This is a genomic window from Synechococcus sp. PCC 7335 (genome assembly GCF_000155595.1).
GTDB lineage: Bacteria > Cyanobacteriota > Cyanobacteriia > Phormidesmidales > Phormidesmidaceae > Phormidesmis.
This window is the reverse complement of record NZ_DS989904.1, coordinates 4,030,598-4,044,021: the sequence shown is the minus strand read 5'-3', so window position 1 is coordinate 4,044,021 and position 13,424 is coordinate 4,030,598. Positions and strand designations below refer to the sequence as shown.

The 13,424-nt window shown below is 48.8% G+C and carries 11 protein-coding genes; 3 read left to right on the top strand and 8 right to left on the bottom strand.

Annotated features, from left to right (window positions below):
• Positions 1-14: 14 nt before the first annotated feature.
• Entirely contained in the window at positions 15-1,499 is a 1,485-nt protein-coding gene (locus S7335_RS16995) for a carotenoid oxygenase family protein (protein ID WP_006455720.1), read from the bottom strand.
• 109 nt (positions 1,500-1,608) lie between these two features.
• Positions 1,609-3,051 (bottom strand): folate/biopterin family MFS transporter, encoded by a 1,443-nt coding sequence (locus tag S7335_RS16990; RefSeq protein WP_006455241.1) that lies wholly within the window; start codon positions 3,049-3,051, stop codon positions 1,609-1,611.
• 354 nt (positions 3,052-3,405) lie between these two features.
• Here S7335_RS16990 and S7335_RS16985 point away from each other — a divergent pair, with 354 nt between their 5' ends.
• On the top strand, positions 3,406-3,759 hold the full coding sequence (locus tag S7335_RS16985) for a phenylpyruvate tautomerase MIF-related protein (RefSeq protein WP_038018843.1): 354 nt from the start codon (positions 3,406-3,408) through the stop codon (positions 3,757-3,759).
• A 27-nt stretch (positions 3,760-3,786) separates the two neighbouring features.
• Here S7335_RS16985 and mrdA read toward each other — a convergent pair whose 3' ends face one another.
• From mrdA to S7335_RS16960, 5 genes are all read right to left on the bottom strand, one after another.
• Positions 3,787-5,613, bottom strand: coding sequence for a penicillin-binding protein 2 (mrdA, locus tag S7335_RS16980; protein ID WP_006453578.1), 1,827 nt, complete (start codon positions 5,611-5,613; stop codon positions 3,787-3,789).
• A gap of 81 nt (positions 5,614-5,694) precedes the next feature.
• Entirely contained in the window at positions 5,695-7,944 is a 2,250-nt protein-coding gene (locus tag S7335_RS16975; RefSeq protein ID WP_227500018.1) for a transglycosylase domain-containing protein, read from the bottom strand.
• A gap of 458 nt (positions 7,945-8,402) precedes the next feature.
• Positions 8,403-9,386 carry a chlorophyll synthase ChlG gene (gene chlG / locus S7335_RS16970; RefSeq protein WP_198011451.1) on the bottom strand — a complete coding sequence of 328 codons (984 nt, stop codon included), beginning with the start codon at positions 9,384-9,386 and terminating at the stop codon, positions 8,403-8,405.
• A gap of 210 nt (positions 9,387-9,596) precedes the next feature.
• Positions 9,597-10,742: an ArsA family ATPase gene (locus S7335_RS16965; protein WP_006455669.1), complete on the bottom strand. Its 1,146-nt coding sequence runs from the start codon at positions 10,740-10,742 to the stop codon at positions 9,597-9,599.
• Position 10,743: 1 nt separating this feature from the next.
• A complete protein-coding gene (locus S7335_RS16960) occupies positions 10,744-10,950 on the bottom strand; it encodes a DUF2862 domain-containing protein (protein ID WP_006455779.1) in 207 nt (68 codons plus the stop codon).
• A gap of 134 nt (positions 10,951-11,084) precedes the next feature.
• On the opposite strand from S7335_RS16960, the gene hisF reads away from it, so the two are divergent.
• Positions 11,085-11,855 (top strand): imidazole glycerol phosphate synthase subunit HisF, encoded by a 771-nt coding sequence (gene hisF, locus S7335_RS16955; protein WP_006455395.1) that lies wholly within the window; start codon positions 11,085-11,087, stop codon positions 11,853-11,855.
• Between the two features lie 372 nt (positions 11,856-12,227).
• Positions 12,228-12,482, top strand: a complete 255-nt coding sequence (locus S7335_RS16950) for a hypothetical protein (RefSeq protein ID WP_038016452.1) — start codon at positions 12,228-12,230, stop codon at positions 12,480-12,482.
• Positions 12,483-12,562: 80 nt separating this feature from the next.
• Here the strand turns inward: S7335_RS16950 and S7335_RS16945 are convergent, their stop codons facing one another.
• Positions 12,563-13,321, bottom strand: coding sequence for a peptidoglycan-binding protein (locus S7335_RS16945; RefSeq protein WP_006457160.1), 759 nt, complete (start codon positions 13,319-13,321; stop codon positions 12,563-12,565).
• Positions 13,322-13,424: the final 103 nt, after the last annotated feature.

The following is a 13,424-nucleotide window of genomic DNA, read 5'->3' as shown; positions in this document are numbered from 1 at the left end:
GCTTTCGCGCTGTCTTAGCTTAGATTTGTTTCTGGGCCAAAGTACTCCGATACAAAGCTCCCGTGCAAGCCATAAGGAATATGATGTCTTAACTTTAGCGTCGCGATCGGACCAGGGGTAATATCTTGCGCATTAAAGATAGTCAGTTCAGTGCGATCACCTGCTGCGTTAAAGATCCACAGCAGTACCCAACCATCATCTTCTGCCTTACTCCCGGGTCGGGCCACAAATAATGGTTCTCCGCCAAATCCTCGAGGAGCGGCGCTCCACAGCTGCTCTTCTCCAGTCTGCATATCTCTTTTAATCAAGGCCTGAAGTGGCGCATTTTTAATTGCGCCATCTGTCGCTCCCATAAATAGATATCGGTAATTTCTACCCACTTGCTTTGGGTTGAGTGCTGGGAACTCACAGGGTCGCTCGATTATCTTTTCCACAGCAACGTTCTCTGTGTTCAAATCAATTGAAAATCGCCAGAGCTGACTAGCAGGGACATGATCAAAATCTACAGTGCTGTAGTCTTCGGCATCGTCTATAGTTGGGAAACTGTCATAACAAACTGAATCAAGAATTAGCTGGTTTCCGTGCTCAAATGCGTTCGCGTGATGAAAAACAAAGCAGGAATCAGTGTCGAAGAAACGAACTTCACCCTTTCCATCTCGAGGAATTAGAACAATCTTCGTAGGCTGCTTAGGATTGAATTGGATGCATTCTGCTGCGCCCTTGAAGCCGAACACAAACGGCAAAGGATTAAAGCCCACTGGGTTTTGCACAAAGAGGCAATAGTTTGGCGTAATGGCGAAGTCATGTAGAAAGGCAAAGCCCGGAACGCTATGCCTATGCTGATGAGCCAGCCTTCCGTCTGGAGTGAATTCATACAGACTAATGGTGCTAGAGAGGCCGGTTTTGACTCCAAAGTTAACCATCCGCTGTGTCCCCTCACAGTCAGGATCAAACTTCGGATGTGCAGCAAAGGCATCCCCCTTTTTTAGCAAACCATCTAGAGAGTCTATTCCTATAGTCTTTAGGGTCCGCGGATCTAATCTATGCGGTTCTGCGGCTTCCCACAAAGCCAAGAGCTTCCCGCCCCAATACACAACATGCGTATTTGCAATGTTCTTTAGTCTTAGATCAAAAGCATTCGCTAGCCAACCGCCTGGCTTTTGTGTCCCAAATACGCCTCTATATTCCGGCTTACCACTCTTTTGTTCGGCGATAAACGCTTCAGTTTTCACGAACTTGTTTCGATAGAATGCTTTGCCACCTTTGAAGGCAATCGAATTGATCATGCCGTCACCATCAAAAGGGTGCTTTAGCCGATAGCCATTGATATCTGTGAGGCCCGGACCGTTGCGAAACACCGTGCCTTCTAGATCTGCAGGAATTTCTCCTTCTACGTCATCAATCCAATAGGCGAATTCTTCTGGCTGAGAGCGGTAGCCACTAGTCCAATCTTCGCGAGTGTATGAAAGCGGTTGGTTAGGAGCTTCGAGCGTTTGCATGGGCTGAAAAGGTGAGAAGTAGGTGGATATAAGTTTGAACGAGAATTAATCTCTATCAGCAGAAAATCAGGGTGAAATGTTCTAAATGCAGCTTCCTAAGGCAAGCTAGCTAGAGCGAAATGTCCAGGCGAACATTCGCATCATCCGTGACTTCTGGAGTAGCAAGAATTAGCACCGATTCGGCGCCTGTGGCTGTGTCGCTACTTGCTTTATCATTGCTGAGCGTTCTATCTCCCGTCGCAGAAGCTGACGGTAGCAAACCTAATAGCGGTAGCGGTAACAGCGTTGTCAAATTAGTGATTAAGACTAACTGCCATAAGCTTTGAAAATTGGTCTCAGTGATTCCTAACTGGTGAGTGAGCAGTGCGCCAAGTTCGTGAGAGAGCAATCCGGCCAAATTGACAACAGACATCAGCAGTGCAAACAACGTCGCTTCTACGCCAGGAGGACACAGCCTAGCAGAGAGTACGAGCACCGGCATGAAGGCAATTTGCCCAGCTACGGTCAGCACCAAACTATCGCCTAAGCTAAACCATTGATCGTCTATTCCTAGGCTGCGGTTTACGTGGGTAACAAGTAAAAGGGTCGTCATTCCGAGTGCTGCTGATATCACCGTCGACCAGCCAAAGATCTTACGAAAGGAGACTTCTTTAAGAAACCTTTGAAAAACCCAGATACCAATGAGTGATGCGAGGCTAGTGACGAGTCTAACTCGACCGAGAAATTCGGGTGCGAAACCTAGTTCATTCGTCGAGAAAAAGAAAAAGGCTGAATCGGCGGTAGGCGTTGCTTGCCACAAAAATAAGAACAAAGCTGGCATCCAAATGACCTTTTTAGAGACAGCTTGCTTTAGCAGCTTGACTTGATTGATGACAACCTTGAAATTTGATTTCTCCGTAACCGGATCTTCCGTAATCAGCCAGGCAACGCCACAAACAACCAGTGGAAAGGTAGCGGTGATACCAAAAATGACTTGATTGCTAGTGCGCTCTAGCAAAAGCCCGCCAAGGTAAGCGGTGATCAGTCCACCGACTGCTGACGCTCCCCAGGCTAGAGATTGTAGTGTACCTATGCCCCCTTGCCCTTCTTCTCTGGCGCGTTCTACCACCAGCGAATCAACAATGACATCTGAGATAGCCACTGAGAGCGAGGTCAAGAGAATAGCGACCGTAGCAGCTAGACCAGTATGAACGACGGTCGCTAGAGACAGCCACGTGATCGCCCCTAATATCCCAGCTAAGATCAAATAAGGCCGACGCCGATACCGAAATAGTGGGAATCCATCCGACATGAAGCCAAACACAGGCTTGATAGTCCACGGCAACGCCGCGATTCCCATCAGTGCTGATACCTCTGCTGGTGATAAAGCAATATCGTCTTTTAAAAAGAAACTCACTGCTAGACGAGCGAGCCCCAAAATCCCCTGCACAAAGTACACAATTAGAATTGCGCTTAGCTCTAACGTCAGGGGTTGACCTAACAAGATTCGCTTTTCAATGAAGCCTTTAATTTTTTGGCCTACTGAAAGGTGGGTGGTCGAAGACGCCGTCATGTGAAGAAGTGTAAACTCTCTCTATAATAGCTGGCTTCTCCGGTTTGTTTTGGAAAGTCTCTCTATTGGCTGATTAGCTGGCTAGTTTTAACTCAACCATGAGCGATCGCCTAGTCAAGTTAGCTAAAGGTGATTCGATAGGCGGTCGCTCTGTCGATCTAAGTACAGTTTGAGATGATAGAAGTATTCTATAGCTTTGGTCGCTTGCCTCTACCTGTCTCAAAAGTCTGCCTCATCAGTGGTTCTGCTCAGCGAAAGGGGTTAAGCCAACTGGTTAGCTATTTACCCGTAGGCATGACTTCTTTGAGCAGGCCTTTGTCCAGTGGCTATGTCCCCCACAAAACGTGCCGTCCTATGCCTTTAATCAAAGTTCAAACTTCAGTAGAAGCACCTGCTAAAACCACGGTTGAAGCGCTACTCAAACAGCTATCAGCTAGCTTGGCAAAGCATTTAAACAAGCCCGAGTCTTATGTAATGACAGCGTTTGAACCAAATACAGCAATGACCTTCGGTGGCACAAGCGATCCTACTTGCTACATCCAAATAAAGAGCGTGGGCACTATGGGTAGTAGCAAGACCCAGACGATGAGTCAGGATTTTTGCGCTAAAGTTCAAGCTGCCCTTGGCGTTCCCCCTAATCGTACGTATATCGACTTCGCTGATTCTCAGGGGGCAATGTGGGGTTGGAACGGGACTACCTTTGGGTAGGGGGTAAGGAGAACGATAGAGATATAGTCAGGGGGCCGTTTTAGAGGATTCTTTTTGGTTCACACCGAAATACTGCTCCAATACCTTTTTCACCATCGGTGCAGCGAAGGAGCTACCACCGCCCCCAGAGTGCTCTCCAAAAGCGACAACAACAATTTCAGGATTGTCGTACGGTGCATAAGCTCCAAACCAAGTGTGGTTTTCTCCCGGGGGGGCCTCGGCTGTTCCGCTCTTCCCCGCCACAGGAGGAAGTGCTGGGTCGTTCATCACAGTGCCCGTTCCAGCAGTGACTACCTGGCGTAGGCTCTCTTTCAAGACTTTAATCGTACTAGGCTTCATCCCTACAGACGTTCGCCATTCTTGAGGGGTTCGCTCGTCCAGTACAAAATGCGGGGTTACGCGATCGCCCCCATTAGCGACAGCTGCAAACATCACAGCTATTTGCAAAGGCGTTGCCAGTACGTTTCCCTGACCAATTGAAGAGTTAATCGTATCGCCTAGATACCAGGGCTCATCCAACATCTCGCGCTTCCATGCCTCGTCAGGCACTAGGCCTTTATCTTCCTCTACACCTAGTTCAATCCCAGTTCGCTCTCCAAGTCCATACTGGCGCATCCACTTTTGTAAGCTCTTCTCCCCCACCCCTCTACCAATTTGATAGAAGAAGGTGTCACTACTCATCGCCATTGCCCCTCTAAATCCTAAAGGTCCAAAGCCCGCATTATTCCAATCCCAAAACTGGATGCCACCAATCGTCAAAAACGGATAGGTTGGTAGCACGACATCAGGAGAAAACTTACCTGACTCCATTCCTGCTGTTGCAGTAATCACTTTGAAAGTACTCGCCGGTGCATAAGCTCGCATGGCACGGTTCACCAGGGGATAGCCGTTCTTAGTAATCTGTTCCCATTGCGCTTGAGTAACCCGAGTAGAAAAAATATTCGGATCAAAGGTAGGTCTGCTGACCATGGCTCTAACCCCACCGTCACGCGGATCAATCGCAACAATAGCGCCTATATGATCGCCCAGCGCTTCTTCAGCAGCTCTTTGCAGCTCTATGTCCAGTGTGGTCTGCACGTCTTGACCGGATATAGAAGGCTTTTCGCCGATAATACTCAGCACCCGGCCGCTACTATCTACTTCTACCTGCTGTCCGCCCCATTCTCCACGTAGTTGGGACTCTAGGGCCATTTCTAGCCCCATCTTGCCGATCACATCCCCCAGCCGATAGCCATCTTCTTTCAGCCCTTCTAGTTCAACATCGTCCAGCTCACCTGTGTAGCCCAAAACGTGAGCGGCTAGGTCGCCACGTGGGTAGTTGCGGACAGCTTCTGCCTCTACACGGACGCCAGGTAGCTGGGCAGCATATTCTGCGAGCGCAGTCGTTTGAGCAGAGCTTAAACCCCGAGCAATGGGAACAGACTTATTGAGGTTGTAACTACTCTGCTCCAGGCGATCGCTAATTTCCTCAATTGGCACGTCCAACAGTTGACCTAGGCGATCGATGACTGCCTGCTTAGCAGCCTCTTCTTTGGGTAGCGAGATTGGCCAAATGGAAACAGAATGCGACAGCCGCGAGCCGACTAATACTTCACCATTTCGATCAAAGATAGTCCCTCTGGCTGGTCGCCTGGGTAATAGTAGAACTCGGTTGTCTTCAGCTAGCTCTCGGTTACGCTCCCCTTGAACGATTTGAAGGTATGCCAGACGACTGCCAATACCACCTATCATCGAAAGGCTCAGCAAAAGCATGATCACAATCGATTGGTACTGACGGCCAACGGTGCGTCCGCTTCTCTTTTCACGGAAGCTAGGCGAGCTAAAGCTAGATTGTGTGCGCTGAGAAAAAGCCATGATATTTGGGGCTGTAAACTAGAGCTACTCTATAGAGTAGCCACTAATTAGCGACTCTGAGCTTTAGAGTTGTCTAGCGTTCTAGTTTTCCAAGGCCCTAGGTCGAGGGGGTTCAGGAGCTGGGGCCGGTGCTGGCGCTGGCGGTGGCGGAACAGCTGTAGGCGGAAGTGGAATCGGTGCTGGTGTTGGGGGGGCAGGGGCCGTTGGCGCTGGCGTCGGTGGAGGTGCTGGAGAACTACTAAAGACGGGGGTTGGAGCAGGGGCCGGTGCTGGCGCTGGCGCCGGGGCCGGTGAGCTACTGAAGACAGGAGCAGGCGCTGGGGTTGGAGCTGGATCTGACGCCGGAGTCGAAGGCCGAGGAACCGGTGCTGGCGCTGAGTCAGTATCCGCTGAATCGCTTGATGAGTCGCTATAGTCTGTATTGCTGAGTGCAGTGCTAGGTTCAGAGCGGCGTTGTTCACTCTCGCTAGAGTTACGTGCCCCCGGTTTATCGGCAATCACTCGACCTGGGGAAACAGGTTTGGCCTGAATAGAGCCTTCACGGCCACCTAGACGCGGCAATTCAGGAAATTCTTCGATGGGTAGATCATCTACAAACTGATCAACAAATCTATACCAAGCCAGCGCCGCCGTTCTACTAGCTCCGCCAGTTGGGCTGCTGTCGTCATTGCCCATCCATACACCAGTTACTAGCTGGGGCATGTAACCAATAAACCAAAGGTCTCTATTTTTCTCAGAAGTCCCTGTTTTTCCAGCGACCTGTCTGCCAGGAATAGCGGCGTTGCCACCTGTACCACCGTTAACCACACCTTCTAGCATCCAGGTCATAATCGCTGCGGTATCTGCGTCTATAGCTTGCCTAGGCTTTTCGTTAAACTCATAGACCACGTCTCCTTGGCTATTAGTGATACGCGTGATCCCGTGGGCCTCAACGTGTTTGCCTGCTGCTGCAAAGCTGCCATAGGCGCTCGTTAGCTCCAGCAAATTTACTTCTGATGCCCCTAATGCCAAAGAATAAGCTGGTAGTAGGTCTGATTTAATGCCCATGCGACGAGCAAGCGCGATGACTGGATCAAAGCCAACGTCAACTAGTAGCTTAACGGCAACGATATTAATAGAGCTAGTAAGCGCACGACGTAGATCGACATTACCGCTATAACCACCCCCGTAGTTTTTGGGTTCGTAGCCGTCGATCACATAGCGAGCGTCTGCGTAAGCTTTATAGGGTGACATGCCAGTGGCGATCGCCCCAGCATAGACAAAAGCCTTGAAAGTAGATCCTGGCTGACGCTGAGCTTGAGTGACCCGATTAAACTGACTATCATCAAAGTCCGTACCGCCAACCATGGCTTTGATTTCACCCGTTTTGGGATCGATTGCCACCAAAGACGCTTGTTCAAATCCTTGCCACGCACCATACTCTTCGATAACTTCTTCAACCGTCTTCTCAGCGGCTTTCTGCCATTCGGTATTCAAAGAAGTTTCAACAACCAAACCGCCGGCTTCAAGCTCTGCAGGTGTCAGAATCTCTGCTAGCTGCTTCTTGATATAGATCGTGAAGTATGGGAACTCGCTATATAGGTACTTGGGCTCTTGGACTTCTATAGCAATTTCAGTCTGACGAGCTGTTTGCGCCTGTGATGAGGTAATCACACCGCTATCTTCCATCCGTCTAATCACTTGATTGCGCTGTTGTCTAGCGGCGGCAGGATTAACGACTGGCGAATAGACGCTAGGCGCTGGAGCCATGCCTGCAATCAAAGCGACCTCAGCAACGCTAAGCTCATCGACAGTTTTCCCAAAGTAGATCCAGGCGGCATCTGCAACACCGTAGGCACCTGCACCCAAATACACCAGATTCAGATAGCGCTCTAGTACCTTGTCTTTGCCTAGCTTTTCTTCTAGTCGGCGCGCCAAGATAGCTTCTTTGAACTTACGCTGAAAGCTCTGATCCAGGTTCAAGAATGTGATACGAGCAAGCTGCTGGGTAATCGTACTAGCCCCTTCAACCACGCTACCACTACTTAGATTTGCAAAGGCAGCTCGCCCAATTGAACGATAATCTACGCCATTGTGCTCATAGAACCGACGGTCTTCAGAAGCAATGAAGGCTTGGGCCACAACGTTAGGAATCTCGTCAAAGGTTAGGCTCTCTTGGGCGGTAGGGCCTACCTTCTGCAAGATTTGTCCGTCACCTGCTTTGAGCGTAATGGTGCCAGTGCGCTCAAAGGTCAACGCCTTGCTGACGTCCGGTACGGTTTCGTAGACGTCTAGCCAGATTTGATATAGGCGCACACTGGTACCAGCAATGCCTGCGGCTATGAGCAGCATTAGCCAAAACCTCACTCGCTTGTAAGCTAGTCTTGGTAATGGTAATGATTGAGTCTGTTCTAAGTGGCTGTTTGCGAAAGCTACTGGTTTTTTACGCCGAGAGGATAGACGACTGGAGCCACGTGGTGGACTGCTTGACCCTTTGAGTCGGGTAGACCATTGTTTGATCTGTGAGAAAAGGTTAGCCACGTTAGCGAACTCTCCAGACGGTATCACCGCCATAACAAAATTGAAGTGTTATTGAAGCGTTTTCTCCTAATCGCGTTTCAAAACGCGAAGGAGTCGCAATATCAAGATGCTGATTTGCTTATCAAAATTTATTAAATGCTACCACGGGCGACAAAGTTGCTTTTGAAACCGAATCTTGCAGGTCAAGTTTTAGAGGAGGGGATCATAGGCTATGCCAATGGCTCAGCTCACTTGTTCGGGTTGACTTACCAGGGCTAACTTGCCAGGGCCTAGCTTACTAGAGCGCTATGTCCAAGTGCGATCGCCATGACCAGCATTCCTAACACTAAAAAAGGCTGAGCACTGGCCTGGTATTTAACATCGTTTTCTAGTGGGTCACGCAGGAAATACATGTCCTGAAAGGTAATTTGCGGAATGATTAGCAAAATCAGCAGCACTGCGTACAGATTCTTGTGAATAGCAATCAAGTAGGCTGCCATTCCCCCCTGAAAAATATCAATCATCAGTACACAGATCCAGGCCGCTGTTTGTACACCGAACATTACCGGCAAGGACTTGAGGCCTAGCTCGCGATCGCCTTCTACCGCTTTGAAATCGTTGACGATTGCAATTCCTAAACCCGCCATACTGTAGATCAGCGTCAGGACAATCACCGTAGGATTCAGTTCACCAAACAGAGCATGGCCAGCCCACCAAGGCAGTGCAATGTAGCTAGCGCCTAGCGCATAGTTGCCTAACCAGCCATTTTGTTTGAGCTTCAACGGTGGTGCCGAGTAGATATAAGAGAGAAAAGATCCGCCTAGGGCAAGTACGAATAAAGTAGGAAAGTCGTGGCCGGCCCAAATGTCTAGGCCGTAGGCTACTGCAAGCCCAGCCAATAGCAGCACCCAGATTTGTACCTGGACCTGCTTAAGCGAGATTGCCCCCGATGGGATGGGACGATTGGGCTCATTAATTGCATCTAGGTCACGATCATAGTAGTCATTAATTGTCTGGGTGTAGCCTGTGAGGAGCGGACCAGACATCAGCATGCAGGCCGCTGAAATGAGAACGTTCTCAACCGTCCAGGTAAACTTTCCAGAAGAAGCCGCCCCACAGACGACACCCCAGATTAATGGGATCCAAGTAATCGCTTTCATGAGCTGAAGGCGAATTTTCCAAATCGAAGTTTCACCGGCCTCTGCTCCTTTCATCCCCAGAAGCTGACGAGCCTTACTGTTTTTAGGATCGTGAGGCTCACCTACAGTTTCCATTCCTGCAGAGTCGGGTAACGGTGCTGTAGAAGATTGCATATTATCTGACATTTTAGGCTCTTGTCCCTACTGAACTGAAACAACACTCTGAAGTAGCACGCGAAACAACACGCGAAGTAACGTTGGCCAAGTTGAAATTTCTCAGTTGAAATTTCTAGATTAAATTGCCGAATCAAACCATCGCTGGAGCAAAGTAGTCTAACCAAAAGTCTAGCCAAACGTGATGATTAGATAGCCTGACTGGAACTTAGCACCCGTAACGGATCGGCCTTTAAGCGCTGACGGCAAGGAGAGATTGTGGCGCTGATCGCCTGCCTCTACAGTAACTTCTGGTCCATATTGTGTCAGTTTTACCTGGGTCTTATCAAAGCCGGGCAAAAATAGTTTGACGCTACTGTTAGCAATATCTACGCTCATCGGGCTAGGAACAGATACTGGCTCGACCAGAGCAGGTAGAGCCTCAATAAGAGGTTGCCAGCCACCTGGTTCACCATCTAAACGATTGCCTAACTGACTATGATCTAAGGTACTCACCGGAATCGGCTCGAAGGCTGCGGCTGCGGCTGTAGATTCAGCCCGCTTGCCATAGGGCGCAGTCACAATAGCCCCAGCAACGGTAAGGCTAATTTGCTGGGCAGCGCTCCAAAGATATTTGCCAGTCGCGATCGCAATCTCATCTTCAGTGGTCACTACATAACCCCGCAGCTGCATAGGGTCTTTGACCATCGCTTTACCTTTGGCCACCATCGCTTCCACATTCTGCGTCTCAGGCCGATTCCAAAGATCTCCAGACAAACCACTGCTAAACACTGCGCCTGTAACAGGGCCAATGAATGGCGAAATCGAACGATAGAACTGCGAATCTTGAAAGACTTGCTTAAACCGACGGTAGTACCAGTCGATACCCCCAATCGCACCCCACATTCTTAAGCTAGCCTGGTTGCCAGGCCCATCATGCACAATCACGTCGTATTGATTGCTTTCGGTATACTCGCGAATTGCGTTAAGCGCTAAAAAGTCGTCCATACCAGGAACTACGCTGAGTTCTTGACCAAACACCGCTTTAAAGAATGGATCTCTTAGATACTGGGCCTCGAACTGCTTAAGCTTTTCCCAGTTCTCATCGACGAGTTGAGTAGTTTGTAGCCTTACAGCCTGAAATGATTTTTCAGCTACGCTCACGGGTATGGGCGTGGTGCCAATATCAAAGCCAGTAAGCAAGGAAAGCGCAGGTCCGGCCTCTTGAGAAATCAGTAGTACCCGTTTGCCTTCATTAGTCAATTTTTGGGCAGCAGCGATCGCGACTGTTGTGCGTCCAGTACCCCCTTTACCTAGAAATGTGAGAATAAGCGTCATATTAATCAGCTACAGGACGTAGTTCGTCTTCAAAGAACCAGGTAGTAAAGTCATCAGATTCAAAACTTACCAGAGCTCCAATGTTTTGACCGTCTAGAACCTTGAAGTCTTGAATAACAGCAGTTTCTCCTAGACGAGCCGCGAGTTTTTTGTCGACGCGATCACGCATGCGACGAACCTGAACCCGCTGTCCTACTTCTAAATCCATGTTGAAAGACTGTATCCTTACTAGTGTCTACCTCGAGGCCACTAAACAGTCTATCAGCGACCCGGACTCACCTGGAGAGTTTTCGTTAACGAGAAGTCCCGTAGACTGATCACAAAGTACTAAAGGAAAGCTCTATGCTCGCCAAAAGAATTCTTCCTTGCCTCGATGTCAAAGCAGGCCGCGTAGTGAAGGGAGTTAACTTTGTTGATCTAAAGGATGCAGGTGATCCAGTCGAACTAGCCAAACTTTATAACGAAGCAGGCGCTGACGAACTCGTCTTTCTAGATATTACCGCTACTCACGAAGACAGAGACGTCATCTACGATGTGGTATATCGCACAGCAGAACAGGTGTTCATTCCTCTGACAGTAGGCGGTGGCATTAGCACACTGGACACCATCAAAAAGCTACTTCGAGCCGGAGCTGACAAGGTAAGTATCAATTCAGCAGCCGTGCGAGACCCAGATCTGATTAATAGAGCTAGCGATCGCTTTGGCAATCAGTGCATCGTTGTCGCTATAGATGCAAAGCGACGGCCTGGGCCATCGCCTCAACTAGGATGGGATGTGTTCGTTCGAGGCGGCAGAGAAAACACCGGCCTAGATGCAGTGGAATGGGCCTGTGATGTTGTCAATAGAGGCGCGGGAGAGCTGCTAGTTACTAGCATGGACGCAGATGGAACAAAAGCTGGGTATGACCTCACTTTAACAGAGGCGATCGCAAGCAAAGTCAACGTACCCGTAATTGCTTCTGGTGGGGCAGGGACCTGCGAGCATATCTACCAGGCCCTGACTACGGGCAAAGCCGAAGCTGCGCTGCTAGCCTCCCTACTTCACTATGGTCAACTAAGCGTCAGTGAAATTAAGGACTATTTGGTTCAGCAAGGCCTGATCATCCGGCGCTAGAATGTTTACAAAACCTTATGAATTTCTGACTTTTCTTAAATAGATCGTATTGTTGGGCTACAGTTCAAGCCATGTCTTAGCTAGTTGAGCAAAGTCAGGCCTGTTTATAGAAAGCCTAATATACTAGGCTTTTCTCAAGATACTGAAATATTGTACGTTTTATGCATTTGTCCTTAGCTAATTATGAGTAGCTATGTTAAGCTATGTGAAGGTTCTGAAAACAAAAGAATTTGCCACTGTTGCAGAACGGTTTCTATAAATCTCTTACTAGAAAGTCCTATGGGCTAGTACAAAAAGCTAATGCTTGGGACTTCTAGCTCTTGAATAGGTCAGTTCTTTAGCAAAAGTCCAACTTGGGTTCAATCCTCTTCAATGATTTTATTGATTCTTGTTATAGTTACCTGCCTAGTTTTCTGGGCGTTACGCTTAATGGATAGGGCGGTTGAAAACCAAGAGTTTTCGCTGATGTTAGCAGGGTTTCTGGTGGCTTCTTCCGCTGCTGCAATTATCGGTATCTACTTTTTGATGAGCGATTACATGACCTTTATTACTCATACTAGTACTGCATTTGATGGCTACGATACAGCTATGATGGGTAGTAGTGAGTTTCCTTTATGGCTAGACTAGGACAGTGGCTAGACTAGAGCCTAGATAGAGTTAGACCTGAGCATAGTCAGATCTAAACATAGTTAGACAGTTTGGCATAGCTAGTTTTGTAGTTCTCTAGTCAGTGCTGTCCAAGTAGAGGGGCCAACAATGGCATCGACTATTAGCTGTTGGTCGGCTTGGAACGCTCGGACAGCGGCTTCTGTTAGCGCTCCGTATTTACCGTCGATAGTGCCGTCGTAGTAGCCCAGTGTCTGGAGTTCTCTTTGCAGCTGTGATACAGCAGGACCTTCAGCACTAGGACGAAGAACTGGCGGACTAGGTTCGTCTGCTTCAGTGGCACTTTGTTCAGGCGTAGACTCTACAGGTGTCTCTTCGCTAGTAGCATCTGTATTGCTATTCGCGTCTGCATTGTCAGTTGTGCTAGTAGCGTCTGTATTGCTAGCTACGCTATCACTGGCTACGTCGTTTGGTGCAGGAAGTAGCTTACGCCAGGTAGCTGGCCCAGTAATGCCGTCAGCGGAGAGGTTTACGGCACTTTGAAATGAAGCGACAGCTTGCTGCGTTAGCTCGTTGTAGGTTCCGTTGACCTCACCTTGATAGAATCCTAATAACTTCAAGGTAGCTTGAAGTCTACTGACAGATTCGCCCACGCTACCGTTGCGCAAAGTTGGGTAGATAACGGTTGAAGCTTGAGCAATCTGGCGTTGCGAGATTTGAGAGTATGTCCTGGTAGTAAGTTGTGGCGTGTCCCTATCTTCAAGCGCGTCTGCGGATACGCCAATCGTAGTGCCGAATAATACGATAGACGCCAGTATTACCTTGGTTTTTGAATACCGAAAGAAGGGTTTGATTACCATTGTGGGTTTCCTTAACTTTGCGTGTAGTCTCCATTAAGCCATATCAATCTATACAGAGACAATCAAATATACAGAGACAATGGACAGTGTAAAGGTGATGGCG

Bases quoted from the DNA above. Each gene is read 5' to 3' on its own strand.
- S7335_RS16995 (WP_006455720.1), bottom strand. From the start codon at position 1,499: ATGCAAACGCTCGAAGCTCCTAACCAACCGCTTTCATACACTCGCGAA.
- S7335_RS16990 (WP_006455241.1), bottom strand. From the start codon at position 3,051: ATGACGGCGTCTTCGACCACCCACCTTTCAGTAGGCCAAAAAATTAAA.
- S7335_RS16985 (WP_038018843.1), top strand. From the start codon at position 3,406: ATGCCTTTAATCAAAGTTCAAACTTCAGTAGAAGCACCTGCTAAAACC.
- mrdA (WP_006453578.1), bottom strand. From the start codon at position 5,613: ATGGCTTTTTCTCAGCGCACACAATCTAGCTTTAGCTCGCCTAGCTTC.
- S7335_RS16975 (WP_227500018.1), bottom strand. From the start codon at position 7,944: ATGCTGCTCATAGCCGCAGGCATTGCTGGTACCAGTGTGCGCCTATAT.
- chlG (WP_198011451.1), bottom strand. From the start codon at position 9,386: ATGGAAACTGTAGGTGAGCCTCACGATCCTAAAAACAGTAAGGCTCGT.
- S7335_RS16965 (WP_006455669.1), bottom strand. From the start codon at position 10,742: ATGACGCTTATTCTCACATTTCTAGGTAAAGGGGGTACTGGACGCACA.
- S7335_RS16960 (WP_006455779.1), bottom strand. From the start codon at position 10,950: ATGGATTTAGAAGTAGGACAGCGGGTTCAGGTTCGTCGCATGCGTGAT.
- hisF (WP_006455395.1), top strand. From the start codon at position 11,085: ATGCTCGCCAAAAGAATTCTTCCTTGCCTCGATGTCAAAGCAGGCCGC.
- S7335_RS16950 (WP_038016452.1), top strand. From the start codon at position 12,228: ATGATTTTATTGATTCTTGTTATAGTTACCTGCCTAGTTTTCTGGGCG.
- S7335_RS16945 (WP_006457160.1), bottom strand. From the start codon at position 13,321: ATGGTAATCAAACCCTTCTTTCGGTATTCAAAAACCAAGGTAATACTG.